The following is a 23,226-nucleotide window of genomic DNA, read 5'->3' on the forward strand; positions in this document are numbered from 1 at the left end:
TAAATTCTAACTCTATCAACTTTAATTTTAAATTGAGTAACTTGGGAATTCCAGATTCCAAAGTTTAAACAGTTAAACTGCCAGACGGCTAGTAATTGATAAAATAATCAGCGGTTTAATAGTTATCGGATGAGCTGTATAAGTGGAAGCTGTGTATTAGTGGAAGCTGTGTATTAGTGGAAGCTGTGTATTAGTGGAAGCTGTATATTAGTGGAAGCTGTATATTAGTGGAAGCTGTATATTAGTAAATTGCATTTTATGACCAACTTTGACTTTTGCAGTTCAAAAAATGCTGATTTGCTCATGTTAAGCATCTTTTATCTAAGCTATCTAAAGTTTGGATTCCAGATGTCGCATCGCAGTCTCAAGCTTTTTCTGACCAATCGCGTTAACAACATCACCACGTGTTTTTTCTATTAAGGAGCGGGATACATCGGTTTTTCGCCTGAGTCCTCCGGTTATGGCATCAGGATAGTCAAAGTCCATAAGCACTGCATGGATATTTTCCATGATACCTAAAAACACTTCGGCTTTCTCAAAGGACTCTTTCCTTATAAGGTCCAGAACATGCCTCCTAAGCTCTCCTACAACATCCCCAAGCCCATTGAGGTAAGCTGCATATTCGACTCTTAAATCTTCAGGGGAGGGAAGTTTTTCTCCTTCTTCTTTCAGCAGGCTCCTGAGGACTGAAACCTCCGAATACTCCTGATGGGCATGTTCTACAAAGCCTGCATGATAAATATCAGCGTGCCCTTCGAAAAGAGCTTCAAGTTTCTCAAGCGCATGTCCTGCAGTTTTGATACTTTTATCTGCCTTTTCAAAGTTCTGGTCGTGTAGAGCAAATGATGCTGTCCTGCATTCCCTGACAACTTTCCGGGAAATCTTCAATCCCTCTTCCCTTATACTGTCCTTGGCATCAAAATTTTCTCTTATCCGGGCCGAGATTTCTTCAAGCAAGATTTTCATACCCCCTTTATGTTTCTTAGCCTTTTACACGATTAGTTTTTCCGCCTAAAAACTAATTTTCGACTTAAAACTAAAATAGTTATTATATGTTTTCTATAGGTTTGACTCAGTACCAAAATCCAGTGATAAACGTGAAATTGAAAATCACTAGATTTTATAATTGGTTATAATCCATTAAATACGTCCTCTCGATGGAAGTCTTTCGATATCAAATATTGAGTTTGATTGAAGAACGAATTCTTCCTGCAAGTTCATGATTTCAATCGAAAAATACAAAAATCACTAGATTTTGGACCAGAGTCATAGGTTTTCCAGAATTCTAAAATCTCATATAAGAAATTCTCTTCAAATATCTTACGTCTGTATATAAATTATTTCCCTGTGTATGCTGAGTTCAGAATTCCTTAAATCTTCCCTTTATATAGCCTGAGTTAGATCTGAGTTTAGAATTCCTTAAATTTCTATTTTTATTCTATTATTTTCCCATTCTATATTTCTCAATTTTTTCTATTCGGCCCTCTTACATTCTTTTGTATTCAGCCCTCTTACTTTCTTTTGTATTCAGTCCTCTTACATTATTGAGTCAACTTATAATCCGATTTTAAGATCCAGAATTCTAATCCAGTTTCCGGTAAAATATATAAAAAAGAAGGAAAAGGGCTTTTTCCTTGTCGATATCCTCTAACTTCCAGAAGGCAATTCCAAAATCAGCTTGAGGTAGCTAATAGAATAGTAAGGTTGTTACCTTTTAGTTCTTTTTTTAGAATTAGTTAGAGTTCGGGATTTTTTAGCAGGATCATCTCGAGAGATGTTTTTCTTGGAGCTTATCTGTTCCCAGCATGTGCCCCCATACAAATTCCATTTTTATATTTTAAGAATCTATGTCTATATTATTCATCGATAGGTATTACTCATCTACAGAATTACTCATCTACAGGAATGGTCTCAAGCTGACTTGAGAGGTTCCATATCAAAGTTCTTGTGTGCAGAGGAAGGTTAGGATCGTTGCTTATATCTTCTAGAATGGAAATGCTTGATGCCGCTCTAAGAAAGAGAGGTTCGGATTCGTTGTTCAGTATGTCCATAATTTCATTCACGGAACGCCTGATATTTCTAGGAACTGAAGAGTCACTGGTTATACTTTCTAGGACCTGAAGACATTGTTTTATAACTTCTGCTGAATCATTTGATGACACTCGAATCACCTTCGCAGTCAATTATGATATAAAAACTAGAGCTAATATAGCTAATATAGTATAGATTAGTCTAAGATAGGCTTGTTATATAAAATATTATCGGTGATTTTAAAGGTTGATTCCCTTATAGTCTACCCATTGTGATTCTGTACTTGTTTCCGATTTCTACTTTACACAGGATGAATTAGCTTCATTCAATACAGTGAGTTACAGGAAAAATTTTATAAAATAAGTGAGAAGCAAATGCATAAGAAGCCGTGAACAGAGGAAGGTCAGATCTATGGATTCTGAAAAAGATAAAAAAGTAAAGCGAATAGCCCGTTTTCTTGAACTAGGGGGCACAATGCTTGCTGAACATTGTAAAGTCTGCGGGGCCCCAAAATTCCGTTATCAGGGTAGAGTAATCTGTCCTATATGTGATGTCCAGGAAGAGAAGGAAGCTCCGGAACCAGCCGCAGAAGTCCAGGCTCCTGAACCCACGCCGTCTACAGAAAAAGACAAATCTTCTTTTGATAGTAAGAAGAGAGTCCAGGCACACAGGCAAAAATCAAGGTTCGGAATGAGAGCCTCTGAAACTGCCGAAGAAGAAGAAAAAGCCCTTGAGCCGATAGAAGAGGAAACTCCTGTATTACCTCCTGAAAAAGAAGCAGCAGGAAGGAAAGCACCTGCAGCTCCTAGAGCTTCTACAATCTCTAGAGCTTCCACAATTCCTAGAAGTCCTGCAGTTTCTTCCCCGAGAAGTCCTGAAGCTCCTGTAACCCATGCCGCGCCCTCAGAAAAAGCAGAAAAACCCGCGACAGTATCAAAGATAGCTGGAGTCCATAGAGACCAAAAAGTACTGGAAGACCTTCTCTTTAGAAAGATGGTCAATGTTGCAGAATCCCTTCAGGATGAAACAGACCCGCGCAGGATTGCCGAGGATTTAGAATTAATTGGAAAAGGGCTTGGGCTTATAGAGCGCTTGAGGCAGTTATAAAGGTAAGAGGAAAAAGAAGAGAAGAGCATAGAAAAAAGAAGTCAAAAGGTAACGAAAAGAGAGGAAAAAAGAAAAAGATGATGAAATAAGGGAAACAAAGTCAAAAGATAAAGAACCGAAGAGAACAAGGAAAGGTAGAAGAGGAGAAGTCTAGAGAAATTTGATTTTTTCGTACTTTTTTCGTTGCTTTTTTCGTTTCTTTTTTCGTACTTTTTTCGTTTCTTTTTCCGTCACTTATCCTTTATAGGGAGCCTCAATGAGTTCTCTAATTTTTGTTGCTCTTTTTGGCCCTATTAATTTTACATTCTTTAGTTCTTTAGCATCAGCTTTCATAATAGCCTCTACTGAGCCGAAGTGCAAAAGAAGGTTTCTTGCAGCTTTCGGCCCGATGTCTGCGATAGCGGATACCAGGTATTCCTGCTGCTCAATAAGGGTACTTGCTGACTTTTTTCCGTGAGGGTTGACCTCTCTCTTATTTTCCATCTGCTCACGCTTTGCAAGCATTTTTAAAATTGCAGCAGTTTCTTCTTCATCTCTTGAATATAGCAGCGACACTCCAAAATCAATAGCAATGGATATCAAGGAGCCATAAATAGCATTAGGGTTGATTTGCCTTGAAGTGAAAAGTTCTGTTCCTTCAATAATAAGAACAGGCTTTTGATATACTCTTGTAAGGTTTGATAACTGCACAAAAAGATTACGTTTTCCATCAACAAGAGAGTTTACAAAGTCATCCGTGCGCTTTCTCTCCACGGCAAGGCGGTCGCTTACAACGTAATCACCAATTTCAAGCGTGGTAAAAATAACTTCTACTCCAAGCTTATCAAGAACATTTGCAACCCCACTTTTTGCTTCCCTGAAGTCCACTACCATTTTCAGGGATTCGGGATTGATTTCTATTTTGGATGCTTCTGCAGTAGTTTCGGGTGCGGATTCAGGTTTCTTTCCAGAAAGAGTTTCAAAATAGACAAAGGTTTTTTGTCTTTCTTTTACGTTTTCTTCTCTGCTTTTTTCGTCTCTGCTCTTTCCTTCTCTACTATTTTCTTCTCTGCTATTTTCTTCTCCGCTCTTTTCTTCTTTCCCGACCCCACGGTTATCTTCGTTAATTTCTTCATTCGCCCTGTTGCAGTCTGGGCCTGCAGCCATATCTCTGCTGTCTACAGTTAACTCCCCGCTGTCTACAGTTAAATCTCTAATATCTGAAGACCTGCCTCCGATGCCTGCAAAACTACTGCTATCTACAGCCGCATCCTTGTTATCTGGAAAAACGTTGCCATCTACAGCTTTGCCCCTGCTATTTACAAAACCACTGAGATTTACAGCCAGATCACTGCTTTCCTGCATTGGGCCTTTATTTCCCCGCATTGGACCTTTATTTCCTCGCATTGGGTCTTTATTTCCCTGTATTGGGCCTTTATTTCCCTGCATTACATCTGCATTTTCCAATCTATTCCCTGTTTTAGTCTCACTTTCAGCGTCATTTTGTGCATAGTCCGGAATAAAAGCTTCGGACTCAAAGTCTGATAGTTTCGAACCTTGCTTTGAGTTTTTGGGGACCAGAAGAGCTTCAAGCCCGTGCATGCTGTTTAGCATCTTTTTTTCCTTGCTCTTACTGCTCCAGTAATAGGCTTCGTCGCGTGTACCCTTTGTCACAAGTATAATGACCCTACCTTTATGCTGCCTGCCTGTCCTGCCTTTACGCTGGATGCTCCGAATTTCCGAGGGAATGGGCTCGTAGAATAATACCAGGTCTGTGGAAGGGATATCAAGACCTTCTTCAGCAACTGAGGTAGCTACAAGTACGTTGTATTCTCCTGCTCTAAACTTATCGAGAACTTCCACCTGTTGTTTTTGCGTAAGCCCTTTGTCCTTAAGGCGCGAGGCCTGCCCTACAAAACGGATAGGAGCAATTCCTGGAACTTCTGATAGGGCATTTACCACTATCTCTGCTGTGTCCCTGTAATTCGTAAAAACAATTACCCTGGAATCAGGGCTTTCTTTTAGCTGTTCGGATACGAGTTTCCGGGCAAGCTCTAGTTTAGGATGTTCGACCTCGCATTCCTTTGCTCTATAAAGAGCTTTTCTCATATAGAGATCATCCATCAGTCTTTTTGAAGCCTTGCTTGCACTGCTTGAAGAGGCTTCAGCATCAAGTTTCTCCAGGTATTTCCTGAAAGGCTCAAGTCCCTGAGTCTCAATCATTTCCACAGCATGGTTCACCTTCACCATTTCAGCAAGCACCGACATCGCAGTAAAAACAGCAGGATCTCCTCCTACCCGAATTTCACCCTGTAATTTCTTCTGGAAAAGCAACAGATCTTTTTTGGAGACGTATTTCCCACTACCTGGTGAAAACCCCAGGCCTCTTATTGTTATGAGCCTATCATCAAAGATTTTTTCCAGATAACTCCGGATTTCGGCCATTTCGGGGGGAAGCTGGACCTGAAGCCATTCTATTTCTTTTTCCTGAACATAAGGGCGGACATCTTTATCTTTCTCAGTCTTCACCGAGACATTCTCAATGTGTAAAGCCTGACATACTTCAGAGATTTTCTCGTCCGAACTGCCAGGACTTGCAGTAATTCCGAGCACATGAGGGTTTCTTGCGCTCTCGAAGTATTTTTCCGCAATAAAAGTGTAAGCATAATTTCCTACTGCCCTATGGGCTTCATCAAAGGTGATGTGGGTTACATCTTCAAGGCTGATTCTTTTTGTTAGGAGATCGTTTTCAATCACCTGAGGGGTGGATACTATCAATTTCCCCTGAGCCCAGAGTTTTTCACGCTCTGCAGGTGCAATACTGCCAGTAAAAGTGAGAACTTCGTCTTCGGGAAGCGCCATTACTTTTTTGAAAAAAGCTGCATGTTGCTCAACAAGCGGTTTTGTTGGAGAAAGAATCAGGACTTTTCCCCCGAACCGCTGAAGTCTGGAAACAATTACAAAAAGAGCTATAACGGTTTTTCCAAGCCCTGTAGGAAGAACAACAAGACTTGATCCTTCAAGGGCTTTTCCTGCAAGATTTAACTGATAAAGCCTCTGCTCAACGGTATCGGATTTTATAAGCGGGTGCTTCATAAACCCCGGTTTCTCAGAAAAAAGACTCTCGTTCATTTTACTTCAGGATCATTTATTTCAGATATATCAATTTCAAATTTTTCAGCTTAATTTACTCATATTTCAGGCAATTGTAATAAACATAAACAACTAAAAAATTTGCTGCAGGCTTTTTAGCCCACAGCTCAGGAACTTACAGTTTTTAATATTTAGAAATTAAAAGGCTTGCCTGCGGATTCGAAAGTCTTGCCTCTGTAAATAAGTTCGTAGAGCGCATTTTCGATCCCCTGGATTGGAGCCCGGATCTGGCGCATGGAATCTCTGTCCCTTATAGTTACAGTCCCGTCTTTAAGGGTATCGTAGTCTACAGTAACGCAGTAAGGCGTCCCAATTTCGTCATTTCTCCTGTAGCGGCGCCCGATGGTTCCGGAATCATCGTAATTGACAAGCAGGGTCTTTTCCCTGAGTTTTACAATGATATCCTTTGCAGGGTCTGCAAGCTCTTTACGGGTCAGGAGTGGGAGGACTGCAACCTGTACCGGGGCAACTGCACTTGAAAAGTGCATGACAAGCCTTGCTTCCTCTTCTCCTTCAGCTTCACCTTCTCCCTTTCCAGCTTCGGATTCATTTTCAGCTTCTTCCGAGCCTTTAAGCCCTGATTCGGCAACCTTCTGAGCCACGTTTTCTTCGTCATAAGCGTGCTCCATGATACCATAGAAGATTCTGTCGATTCCATAGGAAGGTTCGATTACGTGAGGGATGACGTTTTCTCCGCTGACTTTAACGGTTTCTTCTGCAAAGTCCACTGCATCCGAACTGACTGTCAACTCTTCCCCGTCCACGGTAACTTTGATCTCATCCTTTGAGAGCTCTTCTTCGGAAAGCTGTTTTAAGGCATCTGCAACTGCTTTTGCCTTGCCCTTAAAGAGAGGCCCAAGCTTGCCCATGTTCGGCTTTACTACAAAACGAGTTACCATCTTCGGCTCGTCGTATTCGATATACACGTAAAGTTCGGTCTTGCTAACCCTTGCATGGGCCTTGAGGTCATAGTCTGTCCTGTCAGCAATTCCCACAATCTCGACCCAGCCGAACCTGTCGGTCTCGATCTCAGCATCCCAGCAGTCGATTGCGTAATGCGCCATTTCGTCTTTCAGGTGCTGCCTGAACCTGAGTTTTGCAGGGTTAATTCCAACCTTTGTCAGGAATTCGTTGGTAAGTGCAATGTTGTAGCCCAGGACTTCGTGTGCAATGACTCCGGCCTCTACAGCTTCCCGGACAGTCATCCTGAAGGGTTCGCCTTTTTCCTGTGCTTTCTGGGAATAGAGTACAAGTTCTCTGTCTGCAAAACGCTCGAAATTGGGGTGCTTCTTGTTGCGCGGGTCAACGAAAATCTCGCACTCGGCCTGTGTGAATTCCCTGAGCCGGATTACACCTTGCCTGGGTGCGATTTCATTTCTGTAGGATTTCCCGATCTGTACTGCTCCAAAAGGCAGCTTGTCTCTGTAGAAGCGGGACAGCCTCTGGAAATCGACAAACATACCCTGGGCTGTCTCCGGCCTGAGGTACCCCTGCCTTCCAGTGCCGGGTCCAATTGTAGTTTTGAACATCAGGTTAAATTCGTAAGCGTCGCCGAATTCTCCACCGCACTCCGGGCATCGGATATCGTTTTCCTTTATAACCCTTGTGAGTTCTTCTGCACTCAGGGTCCCTGCGGCTTCCATTACGTTTTGTACAAGGTGATCGGCCCGGAATGCTTCTTTACAGTTCATGCACTCGCACAGAGGGTCCGAAAAACCTCCAACGTGCCCGGATGCAATGAAGACGTCCTCAATCCCGATTGTCGGGCATTCGATTTCCATAAACCCTTCCTGGATAACGTAAATCTCTCTCCAGGTCTGCTCGATTCGCCTCTTCAGTGTGCTCCCAAGAGGCCCATAATCATAAAATCCGCGGCTTCCGCCATACAGCTCAAAAGAGTTCCACAAGAACCCCCGGCGTTTAGCCAGCTCGAATACTTTCTCGTATGTGTCCATTTTAAAAATCCTCGTGAAATTGATTAGGGGATATCAGATAATTGTAATTTTGATTTGTAGGAAATACTAGATGGATAAAGGTATCATTATATTAAATTTACACTGCTCTGGGATGGTTGAGGAGATTTTGAGTTTATAAATGTAACTGTGTGCAGCTGTTGGCCTAAAATGAAGTCAGTATAAATGACTTATGAGTTAAAAGAAGATGGAACTTTATTTCTTTCAGACTTACACTAGTTCTTTGCATACTGGCTCTTCAGTAGAACTCCAATCAAGATAAAAACCCCTGTATCCATATGATTTTAAAAGCAATTTATTTATAAAATTGACTAAGAAGCGGTATTCGGATAATTCATCTTTTAATTGTGGATATCTTTCTTTATCTTCAGTAGCATATCTACAATAGAAATTTCCTGTGTGTACAAGCTGATTTCTACATTTAACAAAAAGTTGAACCTGATCTTCATCAACCTCAAAGTTTATTTCTTTACAAAAATCTGATATTAAAGTATTGAAGGGTCTTCTATTAATAGACTTTAAGTTTTTATATATAAGAGCTCTTTTCTCTTTTTCTTTAACTTCAAATTTAATACATTTCTTAATTGACTTTTCCAATTCTTTAAATTTTTCTTCAGTGAGTATATTTTCTTTATTTATCCCATCTTTTTCAACGGTTCTTATAAAAATTTCTTTTAACATTTCCATTGTTATTCCGAGGTTGGCTCCTTTCGTTTCCAAATAAACTCCTGGAATAAGTGAGTCGAGGTGAGAGTCTATTAGTTCTCTCATTGGTTCCACAAGTTTGCTTTTTTCACCAAAAATTGGTTTTGCATTTTCTAGGAAAATTTTTGTTGAGTTTGTATCTTTTGGATCAATGAGGTTATACGAACTATAAACTTTTGTCACTCTGGAGGATGAGTGCACTCTTGAAATACAAATTCCTTTATCGTCAAAAATTTCATAATATATCCATTGGATTTTTGTTCCTCTTGCAATCGACATAGCATAAAGTAAATTGTCAAGAATTTCTATTGTGTTTTCAAATTTTTCTTCGGACAAGTTAAATATAGCTTTGCAATTTACATCTATGGATCTAAATGTTTTAATCCATCTCATTATTTTATTATAAGCCTTCAACTTTTGGATTGATATTCCTGCTGACCCTTTTAGGTTAAGAGTTAAAGTTCTTCCATTGCATTCGTTTCCTGTGAATTCGAAGTTTGTAATGCCAAAGTGAACTTCTCTTTTGTTCTCGTTTTCTGATATCTGCACATTCAGCATTTCAAAAGAGCATGTAATAGACCTTTCATCATTTACTGATTCAATATGTATTATAAAGCCATTTTTTCCAGAAATCTTATATTTTTTATCAGTAACTCCCACAAAACTTACGCGACAATATCCTTTTTTAGGAGAGGAATATTGTTGGATTTTTGATCGACAACGTTTTGCATGAAACAGAATCTTACCATTTTTCATTTGGAAAGCTACAAACTTACAATCGAATTTCTGTCCATCTTCAAATAATAACTCACCAGTTCCTGAATATTCGTAGATTTTGTTGTTACAATATTCTAATATGTCTTCTTCTATCATTCCAACCAACCTATAAAGAAAAAAGAAATCTACTGTCTTTTTTCGGTTTATGTTAATATTTTTTTGGATATTTACTATGTTGCTATGATTATTGTACGATGTTAGTTGCTCAGGTTCCATCACAGAGTCGAAATCTTCTCGAAACTAATGAGAACTGCCTTTTTGTCCATGAAGGATTTGTCTGTGAGTCACCAAAGTTTTGTATGAAAATCGCTTTCAGGGTAGGGCTCATGGATGAAAAAGAAACGGTTCAGGCACTTAAGATGATCGACGAGAAAGAAGAGATCAGGCACGTTGCTGAGCACGTTAACTTTGAGGAAGTTGCGGAAGAAATCTATCGCCGAACAAAGGATTACTGGAAACTTATGGACGAGATTTGCAGGCGGATCGTTACTAAAGTTGAATCGGATTTTCGGGGTCAATCGGCAGAAAAATAAAAACAAAGTTGTAATAACCGGCTGAAATTCGATTTTTGATTCTGAAAGCGGCGCTCCAATCTTCTTCTTTCGCCTAATTGGGTTTTTTCGCTCTATCCCGTTTTGCAGGGCACAGGAAATTAACTTAGGAACATTTTTTATTGCCTTATCTTCTCAACCTTTAGCTTATATAATCTACTTTGAATTTATGTTTCGATTCTTTTCATCATCAATGCTCGGATTTTATCACATGCCCATCGACTAAAATGTTAATCAGGGCATCTGACTATTATTTGCGTGCTCATATAAAATTCTCTCATACAGGGTCAACAACTTTTAATATCACAAACTTCTAAAGCTAGAGTCGGTGGGGTAAATAATGCATTTTCGATATGAAGATGCCTCTTTGAGATCACGTCGGATAGTGTATACTATGCAGGGTACTTTCGAACATAAAGTGCCTATTTGAGATCTCGTTGGATTTTTAGAGTACATACTCAGAGCACTTTCTAACAGGAAATGCTTTGAGACAATATCAGATAGAATACATTATGAGTGGGGTTTAACAAAATGCTATCAAAGAGTTTAAAAGAAATCGTAAGATCCGTAAAGGAAAAAAGAATTTTACATTCGGAAAAGCTTATAGAGACGACTCACTGGCTCCATAATCTGGAGTTTCTGGTCGTACGAGTGATGATGTTTGCCATAGGTGTTCACCACCTCTATGTGTACACCATAAAAACTGTGTTCGGAGTTTGATATCTTAACTCAGCTGCACAGTAGGCTAATTCCTTTCGGATAAGAAAAACTGCTTGCCACCAGAAAAACAGTTTCCGGGTCAAAATTGGGGAGGCTCCGGTGTGGAGGTGGCAGTGATTAGCTAAAATTAGGAGGAAGATTGCCAGTGCCTAATACAGATCGGGATTCATGCAACTCAACAAAGAAATCGCAAACCTGAAGCCCCAGATCGCAAAAGTGTAGCACTTTTCAGGTTTGGGCTATTAGGCTTTGATTGTTAGTTGCATAAGACTTCCTGAAAGAAGGAGGATTGGTACTAATCATCTAAATCTTCTAGCTACATTAAACACCTGATGACTTACTTAGTGTCATTATTTGATACCTCACCGGTTTCAAATGTCATCGGGTTAAAGAATTGCTCTCAGATCACAGAACTGTTGTCAGATCACAGAATTGCTGTCAGGTCATAAAGAACCCTTTAAAATATCGCCTCTGGAATAATAACACTGCCTCTGAACCAATAAATAATTTGGTTTGAAGAGTAACGAAGACTAACAATTCCCTCTCCAGAACAGACTTTAAAGGGAAACTCTTCTCATTCAAAAAACGGGGTTTGGCAAATACCAGAGTGCAGCCCCTAAATTAACTTTTTTTGTGGTATTTTCTTTATTTTGCCACAATATTTTTTCCTAAAATTATCCTTGAGATATCCTTGAGATATTATCCTTTCAAGTCATGCACTTTCAAGTCATGCGTTTTTTCCATTAATTTTAAATTATCCGGCAACTTATGAGAAAACTCATGGCTCCAAAAATTCTTGTTACCAATGATGATGGCGTATACTCCACAGGTTTGAAAGCTGCTTTTGACAGCGTTTCGGACCTCGGTGAAGTTACAATTTCGGCTCCTGCTGTCCAGCAGAGCGGAGTCGGGCGTTCGATTTCTATCTTTGAGCCTCTAAGGATCACGAAAACAAATTCAGGAGGAATGCCTGCCTACTCTGTGGGAGGAACCCCTACGGACGCTGTAATTCTGGGTATCTTCACGATCCTTAAGGAGATGCCTGACCTGGTGCTTTCTGGCTTTAACATCGGGGAGAATATAAGCACGGATACAATCACCACCTCAGGGACAATAGGAGGAGCCCTTGAGGCTGCAAGCTACGGCGTGCCTGCAATTGCTGCTTCCATGCAGGTGCTTGATGAAGGACAGAAATTCGATGATCCCAGGAACTACCATAGAGAGCGTTTCGAGGCTGGAATTAAGGTGGTAAACAGAGTGGCTCGAAACGTCCTGAAGTATGGCATGCCGGAAAATGTGGATCTTCTGAACATAAATATCCCCTATCACGCTGAAGAAGATACTCCTATAGAGATAACCCGCCTTGCAAGAAAAATCTTTAAAACGGGTGTCGAAGAAAGGCGTGACCCAAGAGGCAGACCCTATTACTGGATTGCAGGCGACCTTATCCGGGAGGAAGAAGAAGGGACTGATGTGCACGCTATTATGCAGAAGGGATACGTTTCAATAACTCCGATTTCCCTGGATTCAACTGCCAGGATAGAGTTCTCAGAAATCGAAAAATATCTCTAAATATCTCCAGATAATTCTGGATTTCAAATTATTCCGATTTGGAAAACTATCTGGAACCTCAAACGGCTGAGAGTTCCAAAAGTTAATCTGAATTACAAAACGGCAGAAGAAAAGAAATGTAATGATTCAAAATTTACCTGAAACGAAAAACGAAAAGAGGAAATTTACCCAAAACGAAAAACGAAAAGAGGAAATTTACCCAAAACGAAAAACGAAAAGAGGAAATTTACCCAAAACGAAAAACGAAAAGAGGAAATTTTGGTTTTTGAGAGATTTTAACTCTCTTTTGTCCAAAAAAGCCCTTTTTATTCGTTCAGTTCATCTCTTTCGATATGAATGGAAATTTCCTTCCATTCGCTATCTATATTATGCAACGTTTCTACCATTGCTTTAATAACGTTTAATACGATTTTCTGGACAAAGTCATTCATCGGGATTTTTGCCCCATCTACTAAAAGTTCAATCTTCACTTTCTTTCCTCCTTATTGTTATATTCATCTCTGATTCATCTCTGGATCTACTTTTTTCTCTTTAAGCCTTTTCTCCCTGTTCAGGAATACTGACAGGCATACAATATGGTTTCCTTCGGCTTACTGCAAGCTTAAGCAGCTTTTCGATCTCATCAGGGCTTTTTGCTTCCCTGACATCCACAAGGTTGTCATTTACCAGCAAACAGGGCTTGAACTTTCCATCTGCTGTGACTCTCAGCCTGCTGCAGTAGGCGCAAAACTCCGAGTTGTCCATGGGACGAACGAATTCAACCTCTACCCCATCGATAATGTACTTTCTTCGGTGGTGCAGGTGTCGTATCCTGATTTCACTTGCTTTCTCAGCCAGCTTCTTTTCAAGAGCTTTCGAGTCAATCATGTACTTTGAAAGCCTGGGGTCAACATCCATAAGCTCGATTAGTTGCAGGATAACCATTCCATTATAAGGCCGGACAAACTCCATCATAGAATTAATCTCATCATCGTTTATGCCTTTAAGGAGTACCATATTCAGCTTCACAGGAGTCAGCCCAGCTTCAACTGCACTGTTAATACCTCTGATAACTTTCGTAAGTGAGCCAGGGGGCGCTCCGGTAATTCTTTCGTATTTTTCAGGAACAAGAGAATCCAGGCTTACATTTACCCTGTCCAGGCCCGCAGCTTTAAGGGCTCTTGCTCGTTTTTCAAGCAGAATGCCGTTAGTGGTCGCAGAAACTTCTTTTAACGGAGGAAGGCAGGTAAGGATTTCTTCGAAATCCTTTCGAAAAAGCGGTTCTCCTCCTGAGAATTTTATTTTATTGACCCCGAATTTTGCAGCTTCTTTAACAATCCCACAGATTAATTCAGGTTTCATTTCGTGCCCTACCGGGCCGCAGGTACAGCAATCTGCACCTTCATTATGGCAGTACATACACGAAAGGTTACACCTATCAGTTATTGATATCCTGAGTCCTGTAACCTTCCGTCCGTAAGGGTCTTCAAGAGTTCTTTTTGAATTTTCTTCTGCAACTTCAGGAGCTTTTTCTGGATTTTTCTGCTTCATGGCTGGTTAAAATCCCCTATTAAATATTTAGCATGAAAATGCTGCCATCTGCAAGCACGTTCATTAGTTGTGAATGTTATTCAAAGAATATCATGTTAGTTTGGCATGCAATTCTTTATTAACTGACAATCTGAGCCTGAATATTTTCCCTTGTTTGCGGGACAAAAATTTCATTTTGGGAACGATCCTGGGAACAATCTATGAAATGATCTATAAACGGGTTAGTCCATAGTAATCCTGCTTTCAAATAAATTGGCATTTCTGAGAAAAGGCCCGGAATGTCTTACTGGTTTAATTGAATAAAGATACTAATATTGACTGAATAAGTATACTGATATGAACAGGATGCTTAAGGTAATATGAATTGAACATATAATGATATAAGTATATGATTACTAGAGTCCTAAACTAATTATTTAATTTTACCTATATAAATGAATACTATAATTATCTAATGAGCTTAAAACCTTAAAATAGGAGCCTCTTTTATCAATATTTTTTTGAATTGAACTGAACTTTCGCTACACTGCCGTTCTTTCCTCAGAGTAGATATAACCTTTACTTAAAATTTATGTGCACGGATGCAAATATCAGGACTTTCGGATTTTCCAAAAAAGAATCAGTCAGAGTGGAATCAGTCAGAGTGAAATCAGTCAGAGTGGAATCAGTCAGCGTGAATTGACATTCCTTGCATAGATTTTTTGAGTCTTTCTTTTTTACTCATTGGCATGAAAGTGTTTTCAAGTACTTTCATTTCTTTGTGCATGTATTCAAAGAATATCATGTTCGTTTTTCCTGAAAACAACCACAAAGCGCTTAAAACAGCTGCATAATAAATGCAGGTCGTCCAGTGTTATATGGTTGATATTGACATGGTTAAGTATTCATTATGACAAATACTTGCGTTTTTGGGCAGCGTGCCAATTTTTCTGTAAAATCATATATCTCAAAAAGTTATTGGGTAGAAAATTCCAGATCGGTAGATTAATTTTCTCCATAGCACGCAAAAACTTGACTTCAAATTAACAGCAAATTTGAGACACTGCCCGTTTTTGTGCAAGAAACGCACGTCAGCTCCAGTTGCACTGAGGATCGGAACAAAAGGGCCTGAAAAATACGTTACGAGCACTTTGGAAATAATATCAACCAAATAATCTCCATTGAATTTGAAGAGGATACCGCCGTTTACCCAGTTTAAACATTTTCTCTATATTCCAGCTCCGTCCCTATTCACTTTCAACTTTAGTAGAGCCAGTTTACTCAGTTGAAATATCCTCATCAGGAGAAGATAACTCACTGAGTTCTTCGATTTCTTCTTCTCCAAGCACTCTTGCAAGATTTAGTAGAATAAGAAGCCTGTTCCCTACTTTTCCAACGCCTACCAGGTATTCCGCATTGATTTTTGATTTGATCATCTCAGGGGGCGGTTGAATTGAAGAAGGTGGCAGGTTAATGACCCCCTTTACGGAATTTACAAGCATTCCAAGGACTGTATCTTTAACCTCCACTATGATAATTCTAGACAGGCTGTCAGTCTCTTTTGATCTGAAGTCAAGCCGCTTGTTAAGGTCTATCACCACGAGAATCTTTCCCCGCAGGTTAATAAGCCCTTTTACGCATTCTGGAGCCTGAGGGATGCGGGTGATCCTCGGAACTGGAATAACTTCGGAGACCTGCATAATATCTACTCCGAACTCTTCACCTGAAAGTTCAAAGGTCACTAAACGAAGATTTTCTTCCAAAAATCCTGAACCTTCATCTGATGTTTCTTCAAACATTTGAATTCCTCAAATTAACTCCAAAATTTTAACTTGACATGTTTTCTGATCCTTCTTTTAAGTCACCAAATTTGAACTTCTCCGTAGCTGTTTTCATTCTTTCCCCAAGCAAAGAAAGATCGCTAGCCATGTTAGCAAGTTCTGACATTGAAGCGCTCTGCTCTTCAAGAGCTGCAGCAGTTTCCTGGGTCCCTGTGGCGGACTGTTCCGAAATTGAGGAAATATCCTCTAGAGCGGAAGTGATTTCTTCAATAGATGCAGACTGTTCTTCTGTAGCAGCTGCAACATCTTCTACCATATTTGTAATTTCATTGATTGTAGTTACAATCCCTGCAACCATTTCAACTGCGTTGTTAACAGACAGGGAACCGGCCTGTACATCTTTTTTACTGGCCTCTATACTTTCCACGGTTTCACTGATACTGTTTCTTATTTCATCGATTAAGCTGGAAATGTCATTAGCAGCACGACCGGATTCGTCGGCAAGTTTTCGGACCTCATCGGCTACAACAGAGAAACCCCGGCCGTGCTCGCCAGCCCGGGCAGCCTCAATTGCAGCGTTCAACGCAAGCATATTTGTTTGGTCGGCAATCCTGGTAATAAGAGTTACAATTTCATTGATTTGTTGAGACTTGGAGTCAAGCTCCGTTATCACTTCCTTAGTTTCATCAACAGAGAAGCGAATACGGTCCATTTTTACCAGGATTTCTCTTGAGGCGTTTCCGATGTTATTGACAGAGTTATTGACAAGATTCGTATTTTTAGAAACTTTCTGGGTATTCTCCGCAATTTCCTGGATATTGTGTGTCATGTCCTGCATTGCATGAGTTATATCCACTATTTTTGTACTCTGCACTTCAGCCCCGTTTGAGATTTCAGTTGCAGTGTCAGAAATTTTCCTTGAAGCTGAAGCCACTTCCTCAGAAGAAGCAGACATTTCTTCTGAAAGTGTAGAAAGGTGAACCGAACTTTCCTGAATTCCTTTTATTAGGCTCCGAAGATTTTCAACCATTGATTTAAAAGCTTGTGATAGTTGAGAGATTTCGCTTCTCGAATTTCCTTTAATCTCAACACTAAGGTCTCCCTTAGAAATTTTCTCGGCCGCTTCGAGCAGTTCGTATATGGGTTTTCTGTAGAGGTCCAAAATCACAAAAACAAGTAAAGCACCGATAAGTATTGAAAGAAGAGTAACGAAAAATATTTTATTTATAGAATTTACGATCAGAGTGTTGAGCTTCTCTTTCTGGTCGGCACTGGCGGCTTCAGCATCCCCTTTAATCTGTGAAGCTATGGTTGCCATATTTTTCACATCAATCGCCTGTTTCTGTTTAAGAATCGTCAGGCGATCAAAGTCATTACGGCTTTCTTTGACGTTGGCAATTATTGTGTTTCCAAGCTCAAGGTTTTCAGGTTTTACCATCTGCTGATTTAAACTCTTAGTAACTTCAGTTATATTCTCCATAAGCCGATAGAAGTTTTTCGCATACTGATCTTCGGAAGTAATTATATAATTCTGGTACTGGTTTCGAGCATCCATTGCAAGTATGCTGATTTTCTGAGCTTCCTGAGCATTGGATAATTTTTGCTGGAGAACTTCGCCTGAAGAACCGTTTTCTACATATTGTTGATATTGAAACATCTGGTCTTGATAAAGTTCATCTGCTTTCTGTAAAATAAGCTCTCCATTTGAGTCAATATCGGTTCTCAGGGCTATCTCTTCATCGTTTGCTTTAACATAGCTATCAAAATTTTCCCTGAATTCGCTAGAATTTTTAAGGATAGAATCCATTCGGTCCTGGTTTACAGGATCAAGGTAGCCGAGATATATTTCTTTGGATATAGATGCTTGCGTGGGTATAAGATCAAGGTGTTTGTAAGTGTCTTCCTTATAAACAGGATCACCATAAATAACATAATTTTCCTGAGCTTCCAGGGCTCCCTGCATATTATTTGTGATAAAGGTCATGTTTTGAATGGCCCGGCTTTTCTTTTCAACATCGTTCATACCATGATAACCTGTGTACCCAACAAAGAAAATCAAAATCAGAAGAAGAGCAAAGCCTATAACTAGATGCCCTATTTTTGTGTTTTTATACATTTTTCTCACCCTTGCCTTCAGCTTCTCCACTTCTATACATCTTCTATACCTCTTCTATACCTCTTCTATACCTCTTCTATCTTCATGGACTGTTAAAATATCAGTAGTATCCGCAAGGAAAGTTAAAGGGGGGAATGTTTCTATGGAGACTACCTGATCTTCCCAAAAAATTATTCAATACAGACTATTTAAGAGTTGATAAATTTTTTGATATATTAAAAAAGAGAACATGATAGAAAATTATTTTCTGTGATTTTAACCCAGTTTCACTCAATATCTCTTTAGATGTCTACCAAGTCTGACCTTTAGGCAACCGTCTTTTTATTTTTGCATATATATTGAAACTGTCTTTTTATTTTTGCATATATGTTATGGACTTACGCACCTGAGCAACATAATGAATTACGGCAAAGACTGTGGATAAATTATATCTTCAAGAGTCCGCTATTGTAAGAAAATACTCGACCTGTGAGCCAAAGTCGCCAAAGTTTATGGGTTTGGCAAGAACAGCATAACATCCAGCCTTAAGGAACTTTTCTTTACATTCAGGATCAGAGTAACCTGTGACTGCAACTACCTTTATACCCCGAGTTTCAGGGTTGAGTTTTATTTTTTGAAGCAATTCAAGACCGTGCATTTTCGGAAGTTCCATATCAAGTAATATCAGGTCAATTTTTGCTTTATTGAGAATTTCAAGAGCTTCAAAACCATTTTTCGCCTTTTTCGGCTCATGTCCAAAGGACTTAAGTAAGTCTGCTTCAACGGTCAGATTAAGTAAGTTATCTTCAACAATCAGGATTTCAGGCACTCAAATCTCCTCCTAAGGGGGGTTGCTTGAAGATTTTGTAAGCTGAACTTTTTATAAATAAGATTCATAAACGAGATTTTTTTGTAAACAAGATACTATAAATGAAATTTTGTCAAATAAATGCTAAGTAACGGATTTTCTAACGCATTGAGTTTTCTAATGCATTGAGTTTTCTAACGCATTGAGTTTTCTAACGCATTGAGTTTTCTAATGCATTGAGTTTTCTAACGCATTGAGTTTTCTAATGCATTGAGTTTTCTAGTGTCGCGTCAATTTTCAAGGATTCACTGATTCCGAATAATTGTAATTGATTTTATGCGACATTTTGCAGTTGATTCGACACTAGTAAATAATGAATTTTTTAAGTAAGGTCTGAAACAAGAAAATGTAAAATGAAAATCTTTCCTTGTATCTTTACATGTATACCTTAGTCTTCCCTAAAACCAGGGCCATAAAGTTATGGAGATATTATTCTATCTTCAACAAGTATACCTTAGGCCTATAAATATTCCCGAGGTTAGTTTCAATTTACAATAATATATGAAGTTTAAGAAAATATAAATTTATTTGTTAGATTTAGATTCATATTATCAATATATAAATAGTGATAAAAATAATTTATTTAAATTCAAGGTTCGTTTTGGATATTACTGTGGTAGAAAAGAGCTGAAATTACTCCCAGATTAAATCTAAAACAAACAGAGAAACGCTTTATTTACAAAACATAATATAATTAATGCATTATTTAAATTTGAAGATCAAAACCGGAACTCGGCTGAAGATTGGGACAGAGTGGACAACTTTTGCAAATAATTTATTAGCATGTCAATTAACTAGAGAATCTAAATAAATTTCAGCTTTCTGACATTATAAAGACAATTAAAAAATTTAATATAGCAGGTCTCGCATATATTTTTCTACACAATTTGGATAAATATGTCTTAACAAATAAACTGTACTGGTTACATATGTTAACCCTGAATAATTTTTGAATTAGGTCCTTTGATTCATGGCATAGGTTTGTGTAGAATATGCAAGCAAAAGGCAAACTTCTGCAAAGATAAAAATAAGGTGTCGAACATTCCAAAAAATAAAAGTGTAAATATCATCCGATATTGTCGCTTGTTCAAGAACGGAAGAAGGGAAATGAATGGCCAGAATTATGATCGTGGACGATGCCGAATTTATGCGGATGATTATTAGAGATATTCTTCTGATTCACGGACATGAAGTTGTTGCTGAGGTCGATGATGGGGAAGAGGCAATTCAGATTTATTTCGAAGTAAAGCCCGATATTGTGTTAATGGATATAATTATGCCAGATATGGATGGAAAAGAGGCACTGCAAAAAATTCTTACTATGGACCCTAAGGCAAAAATAGTAATGTGTTCTTCCATTGGTCAACAGGCCCTCATAACTGAATCAATGAAAATAGGAGCTATGGGTTTTATAGTAAAGCCTTTTGAGCCTGATGGAATGCTCGATGTAATAAGAAAAATTGCTGAACCGAATTAGATCCGATTTGAGTCTGATTGTAAATCAGTACTATTAAATCAAATTGCATTAACTGAAACTGCATTGAATAAAACAATTGAAGCTGTATTGAATAAAACAATTGAAGCTGTATTGAATAAAACAATTGAAGCTGTATTGAATAAAACAATTGAAGCTGCACTAATTATGTCAAATTAGACTTTTGTTAAATAAAAATTACAAGACGAAACTATCAAAAGACGAACTATTAAAAGACAAAACTATTAAAATAAATATTATATTTGAAGAAAAGTGCTTGAGATGACTATCCGCGCACTTATAGTGACTGATTCTGCTTTAATTCGCAAATTCCTTTCCGATATTCTCAGTCAGGACCCGAATCTCAGAGTTATAGGAACGGCATTCAATGGAAAGGACGGCCTTGAAAAAATTAAAAAATTAAAGCCTGATGTCGTTCTTCTAGACAATGTTATGCCTATTTTTGACGGCCTTAAGACTCTTGCGCGGGTTATGAAAGAGTGCCCAACTCCTGTTGTAATGATTTCAGCCCCTGGGGAAAGAGCTAAGGAGATTACGCTTACAGCCTTTGAATACGGAGCAGTGGATGTAATCAAGAAGCCTGAAGGGATTCTCAGTCAGAGAATACCAGATATTGCAGAAGAAATTTGCAGAAAAACCCGTGCAGCTGCAAAAGCTAATCTTGAAAATCTGGAGTTCATGCGAAATAGGAGGAAAAACCGGACATCAATAAAAGAAAAAAATTAGAGTATAAAGCTGAACAGAAATAGAAACTAAACAAATGTTAGGATTAAACTAGAAATAGGGACTAAAAACCATAATTGAATACGAGACCTAATCTAGAATTCAATCCCATTGAATTCTGTGTTGAAAAATCATCTAAAAAGGAAAAAAGGAAAATCTGAACTTCCAAAAAAGCAGGGAAAATTATGGATATGTCAAAATATATGGGCATTTTCAGGGCAGAGTCTGAGAAATATATCAAAGAGTTGAGTGATTCCCTGCTGGTGCTTGAGACTGATCCTGAAAATGCGGAACAGATGAATACGTTATTTCGTGCAGCTCATACATTCAAAGGTATGGCCGCAACTATGGGGTTCAAACAAATTGTAGAGTTAACGCATGAAATGGAAAGTTTGATAGACAGACTGCGTACACGGCAAATTGTACTTAATTCTTCTTTGATTGATGTTCTCTTGGTATGTGTGGATGCCCTTGAGGAGCTTTTAGAAAATGTCTGTGAGAGTGAGGGAAATAAGCCCGGAAAAAGAGAAAAAGATGGGGAGACTAAAAACGAGTCCCATACTGATGTCTACGAAGTGTTAAAAGCCTTAAGGGAAGTAAACGATTCTCCTGAAAACGCTTCCATTCAAAATGCCGGAGATAAATCCCTGCCTGCAGAGAAAGAAAGTGAAGAAGGCGGAGAAGAAGGTGGAGAAGAAAGTGGAGAAGAAGGTGGAGAAGAAGGCGGAGAAGAAGGCTGGAAAATAAAAGATAACGGAAAAAAATGCATTAGAGATAAAGAAATATCAAAAACTGAAGAAACTAATAAAGTAAAAAATGCCGCGAAAGAAATATATCGGCCAGAAAAAGAAGAAAAAACTCCAGCTTATCCAAAATCAAATCCTAAAGTGAAAATTGTTCAGAACCCCAGAATCAGTACCGAGCAGCTTGATAAATTGATGAATCTCGTGGGCGAGCTCGTAATTAACCAGAGCAGAATAAACGAGCTTACGCGCAACCTGCAATCCAAGGAGCTTGAGGCTGCACTTTCAGATTTTCATAAACTAACAAGAGAACTGCAAGATGAAGTGATCGAGGCAAGAATGGTACCTCTGGACCATATTACCTATATCTATCCCAGAATGATCAGAGATCTTGCACGCGTACAAAATAAAAAAATTGATTTTGTAATCAAGGGTAAAGAAATCAAGCTCGACAGAACTATTCTCGAAGAAATCGGGGATTCCCTGGTTCACCTGTTAAGAAATGCAGTAGATCACGGAATAGAAATTCCGGAGAAGCGTGTGAAACTTGGGAAAAAAGAGAATGGTACTATACTGGTTACAGCTTCAAGACAGGAAAATTTTGTCCTTATTAGAATAGAAGATGATGGATGTGGAATAGATACTAACGAAATCAGGAAAGTTGCATTAAAGAAAGGAATTATCTCAAGAGAAAGTGCGGAGCAGCTTCAGGAAGAGGAAGCAATGCAGCTTATCTTTACTCCAGGTCTCAGTACCTCTGATAGTGTTACAGATATCTCCGGAAGGGGAATCGGGATGGATGTTGTAAAAAACAGAGTTGAACGCCTTGGAGGATCCGTAAAAGTTGAGTCAAAGCCTGGACTTGGTTCCAGGTTCGAATTGAAACTCCCTTTAACCGTTGCGGTTTATCAGGCCATGCTGGTAAGAGTTGAAAAGGAAAAGTACGCAATTCCCTTCACAAACATAGTGAAAAACATTGAAGTTAGCTCGCAGGAAATCAAGCATATCAAAGGACAGGAAGTCATTTTAATAGACAATAAAATTCTTCCACTTTTAAGATTGAGAAAGCAGTTTCAGCTACCTGATGATGACAACGAGAACAATATTTTCGTAGTTATGGTTGAAAAACACGGGCAATATATTGGAGTAGTCGTAGATGAGCTGCTTGGAAAACAGGAAGTAATAGTAAAAAGCTTCAAAAGTAAGCTTCTTGATAATACCGGAAGATTTGCAGGAGCAACAATTCTGGGCGACGGAAACGTTATTTTAATTATCGATGTTAACTCCCTTATTTGAGATACGTAGGAAGCATTAATGGGGATAGAAAAACCTGGATAAAAAACCTGGATAAAAAAACCTGGATAAGAAAACCTGGATAAGAAAACCTGGATAAGAAAACCTGGATAAAAAACCTGGATAAAAAACCTGGATAAAAAACCTGGAT

General features: G+C 38.8%; 17 protein-coding genes. 7 read left to right on the top strand and 10 right to left on the bottom strand.

Annotated elements, in window-relative coordinates:
• Positions 1-330: 330 nt before the first annotated feature.
• Together MSVAZ_RS18500 and MSVAZ_RS18505 are read right to left on the bottom strand one after the other, a co-directional pair.
• Entirely contained in the window at positions 331-966 is a 636-nt protein-coding gene (locus MSVAZ_RS18500; RefSeq protein WP_232316155.1) for a translin family protein, read from the bottom strand.
• Positions 967-1,889: 923 nt separating this feature from the next.
• Positions 1,890-2,171, bottom strand: coding sequence for a UPF0147 family protein (locus MSVAZ_RS18505; protein WP_229396491.1), 282 nt, complete (start codon positions 2,169-2,171; stop codon positions 1,890-1,892).
• 271 nt (positions 2,172-2,442) lie between these two features.
• Here MSVAZ_RS18505 and MSVAZ_RS18510 point away from each other — a divergent pair, with 271 nt between their 5' ends.
• Positions 2,443-3,138, top strand: coding sequence for an Sjogren's syndrome/scleroderma autoantigen 1 family protein (locus MSVAZ_RS18510; RefSeq protein WP_048123406.1), 696 nt, complete (start codon positions 2,443-2,445; stop codon positions 3,136-3,138).
• 234 nt (positions 3,139-3,372) lie between these two features.
• On the opposite strand, the gene MSVAZ_RS18515 is transcribed toward MSVAZ_RS18510, so the two are convergent.
• From MSVAZ_RS18515 to MSVAZ_RS18525, 3 genes are all read right to left on the bottom strand, one after another.
• Entirely contained in the window at positions 3,373-6,249 is a 2,877-nt protein-coding gene (locus MSVAZ_RS18515; protein ID WP_048123408.1) for a DEAD/DEAH box helicase, read from the bottom strand.
• A gap of 152 nt (positions 6,250-6,401) precedes the next feature.
• Positions 6,402-8,225 (bottom strand): glycine--tRNA ligase, encoded by a 1,824-nt coding sequence (gene glyS, locus MSVAZ_RS18520; RefSeq protein ID WP_048123410.1) that lies wholly within the window; start codon positions 8,223-8,225, stop codon positions 6,402-6,404.
• 228 nt (positions 8,226-8,453) lie between these two features.
• Positions 8,454-9,821 carry a hypothetical protein gene (locus tag MSVAZ_RS18525; protein WP_048123412.1) on the bottom strand — a complete coding sequence of 456 codons (1,368 nt, stop codon included), beginning with the start codon at positions 9,819-9,821 and terminating at the stop codon, positions 8,454-8,456.
• A gap of 203 nt (positions 9,822-10,024) precedes the next feature.
• Here MSVAZ_RS18525 and MSVAZ_RS18530 point away from each other — a divergent pair, with 203 nt between their 5' ends.
• The 3 genes from MSVAZ_RS18530 to surE all read left to right on the top strand — a co-directional run bounded on the left by MSVAZ_RS18530 (position 10,025) and on the right by surE (position 12,568).
• The gene (locus tag MSVAZ_RS18530; RefSeq protein ID WP_232316156.1) at positions 10,025-10,258 is read left to right on the top strand and encodes a hypothetical protein; all 234 of its coding nucleotides are present in this window, start codon (positions 10,025-10,027) and stop codon (positions 10,256-10,258) included.
• A gap of 549 nt (positions 10,259-10,807) precedes the next feature.
• Positions 10,808-10,996 (top strand): hypothetical protein, encoded by a 189-nt coding sequence (locus MSVAZ_RS18535; RefSeq protein ID WP_048123415.1) that lies wholly within the window; start codon positions 10,808-10,810, stop codon positions 10,994-10,996.
• Between the two features lie 768 nt (positions 10,997-11,764).
• Entirely contained in the window at positions 11,765-12,568 is an 804-nt protein-coding gene (gene surE, locus MSVAZ_RS18540) for a 5'/3'-nucleotidase SurE (RefSeq protein WP_048123416.1), read from the top strand.
• Between the two features lie 305 nt (positions 12,569-12,873).
• Here surE and MSVAZ_RS20965 read toward each other — a convergent pair whose 3' ends face one another.
• The 5 genes from MSVAZ_RS20965 to MSVAZ_RS18560 all read right to left on the bottom strand — a co-directional run bounded on the left by MSVAZ_RS20965 (position 12,874) and on the right by MSVAZ_RS18560 (position 18,782).
• Entirely contained in the window at positions 12,874-13,038 is a 165-nt protein-coding gene (locus MSVAZ_RS20965) for a hypothetical protein (RefSeq protein ID WP_197078794.1), read from the bottom strand.
• A gap of 61 nt (positions 13,039-13,099) precedes the next feature.
• Positions 13,100-14,098 carry a GTP 3',8-cyclase MoaA gene (gene moaA / locus MSVAZ_RS18545; RefSeq protein WP_048123417.1) on the bottom strand — a complete coding sequence of 333 codons (999 nt, stop codon included), beginning with the start codon at positions 14,096-14,098 and terminating at the stop codon, positions 13,100-13,102.
• Between the two features lie 1,256 nt (positions 14,099-15,354).
• Positions 15,355-15,876 (bottom strand): chemotaxis protein CheW, encoded by a 522-nt coding sequence (locus tag MSVAZ_RS18550; protein ID WP_048123418.1) that lies wholly within the window; start codon positions 15,874-15,876, stop codon positions 15,355-15,357.
• Positions 15,877-15,904: 28 nt separating this feature from the next.
• Positions 15,905-17,974 (bottom strand): methyl-accepting chemotaxis protein, encoded by a 2,070-nt coding sequence (locus MSVAZ_RS18555; protein WP_048124365.1) that lies wholly within the window; start codon positions 17,972-17,974, stop codon positions 15,905-15,907.
• A gap of 433 nt (positions 17,975-18,407) precedes the next feature.
• Positions 18,408-18,782, bottom strand: a complete 375-nt coding sequence (locus MSVAZ_RS18560) for a response regulator (protein WP_048123420.1) — start codon at positions 18,780-18,782, stop codon at positions 18,408-18,410.
• A gap of 1,150 nt (positions 18,783-19,932) precedes the next feature.
• Between MSVAZ_RS18560 and MSVAZ_RS18565 the strand changes: the two genes are divergently transcribed.
• The 3 genes from MSVAZ_RS18565 to MSVAZ_RS18575 all read left to right on the top strand — a co-directional run bounded on the left by MSVAZ_RS18565 (position 19,933) and on the right by MSVAZ_RS18575 (position 23,078).
• On the top strand, positions 19,933-20,298 hold the full coding sequence (locus MSVAZ_RS18565) for a response regulator (protein ID WP_048123422.1): 366 nt from the start codon (positions 19,933-19,935) through the stop codon (positions 20,296-20,298).
• A 279-nt stretch (positions 20,299-20,577) separates the two neighbouring features.
• The gene (locus MSVAZ_RS18570) at positions 20,578-21,042 is read left to right on the top strand and encodes a response regulator (protein WP_084626199.1); all 465 of its coding nucleotides are present in this window, start codon (positions 20,578-20,580) and stop codon (positions 21,040-21,042) included.
• 182 nt (positions 21,043-21,224) lie between these two features.
• Positions 21,225-23,078 (top strand): chemotaxis protein CheA, encoded by a 1,854-nt coding sequence (locus MSVAZ_RS18575; protein WP_048123424.1) that lies wholly within the window; start codon positions 21,225-21,227, stop codon positions 23,076-23,078.
• The last annotated feature ends 148 nt before the right edge of the window (positions 23,079-23,226 follow it).

The organism is Methanosarcina vacuolata Z-761, from assembly GCF_000969905.1.
GTDB classification, from domain to species: Archaea; Halobacteriota; Methanosarcinia; order Methanosarcinales; family Methanosarcinaceae; genus Methanosarcina; species Methanosarcina vacuolata.

Excerpts from the sequence above, each read along its gene's own strand:
- MSVAZ_RS18500 (WP_232316155.1), bottom strand. The coding sequence starts at position 966 with ATGAAAATCTTGCTTGAAGAAATCTCGGCCCGGATAAGAGAAAATTTT.
- MSVAZ_RS18510 (WP_048123406.1), top strand. The coding sequence starts at position 2,443 with ATGGATTCTGAAAAAGATAAAAAAGTAAAGCGAATAGCCCGTTTTCTT.
- MSVAZ_RS18515 (WP_048123408.1), bottom strand. The coding sequence starts at position 6,249 with ATGAACGAGAGTCTTTTTTCTGAGAAACCGGGGTTTATGAAGCACCCG.
- glyS (WP_048123410.1), bottom strand. The coding sequence starts at position 8,225 with ATGGACACATACGAGAAAGTATTCGAGCTGGCTAAACGCCGGGGGTTC.
- MSVAZ_RS18525 (WP_048123412.1), bottom strand. The coding sequence starts at position 9,821 with ATGATAGAAGAAGACATATTAGAATATTGTAACAACAAAATCTACGAA.
- MSVAZ_RS18530 (WP_232316156.1), top strand. The coding sequence starts at position 10,025 with ATGAAAATCGCTTTCAGGGTAGGGCTCATGGATGAAAAAGAAACGGTT.
- MSVAZ_RS18535 (WP_048123415.1), top strand. The coding sequence starts at position 10,808 with ATGCTATCAAAGAGTTTAAAAGAAATCGTAAGATCCGTAAAGGAAAAA.
- surE (WP_048123416.1), top strand. The coding sequence starts at position 11,765 with ATGAGAAAACTCATGGCTCCAAAAATTCTTGTTACCAATGATGATGGC.
- moaA (WP_048123417.1), bottom strand. The coding sequence starts at position 14,098 with ATGAAGCAGAAAAATCCAGAAAAAGCTCCTGAAGTTGCAGAAGAAAAT.
- MSVAZ_RS18550 (WP_048123418.1), bottom strand. The coding sequence starts at position 15,876 with ATGTTTGAAGAAACATCAGATGAAGGTTCAGGATTTTTGGAAGAAAAT.
- MSVAZ_RS18555 (WP_048124365.1), bottom strand. The coding sequence starts at position 17,974 with ATGTATAAAAACACAAAAATAGGGCATCTAGTTATAGGCTTTGCTCTT.
- MSVAZ_RS18565 (WP_048123422.1), top strand. The coding sequence starts at position 19,933 with ATGGCCAGAATTATGATCGTGGACGATGCCGAATTTATGCGGATGATT.
- MSVAZ_RS18570 (WP_084626199.1), top strand. The coding sequence starts at position 20,578 with ATGACTATCCGCGCACTTATAGTGACTGATTCTGCTTTAATTCGCAAA.
- MSVAZ_RS18575 (WP_048123424.1), top strand. The coding sequence starts at position 21,225 with ATGGATATGTCAAAATATATGGGCATTTTCAGGGCAGAGTCTGAGAAA.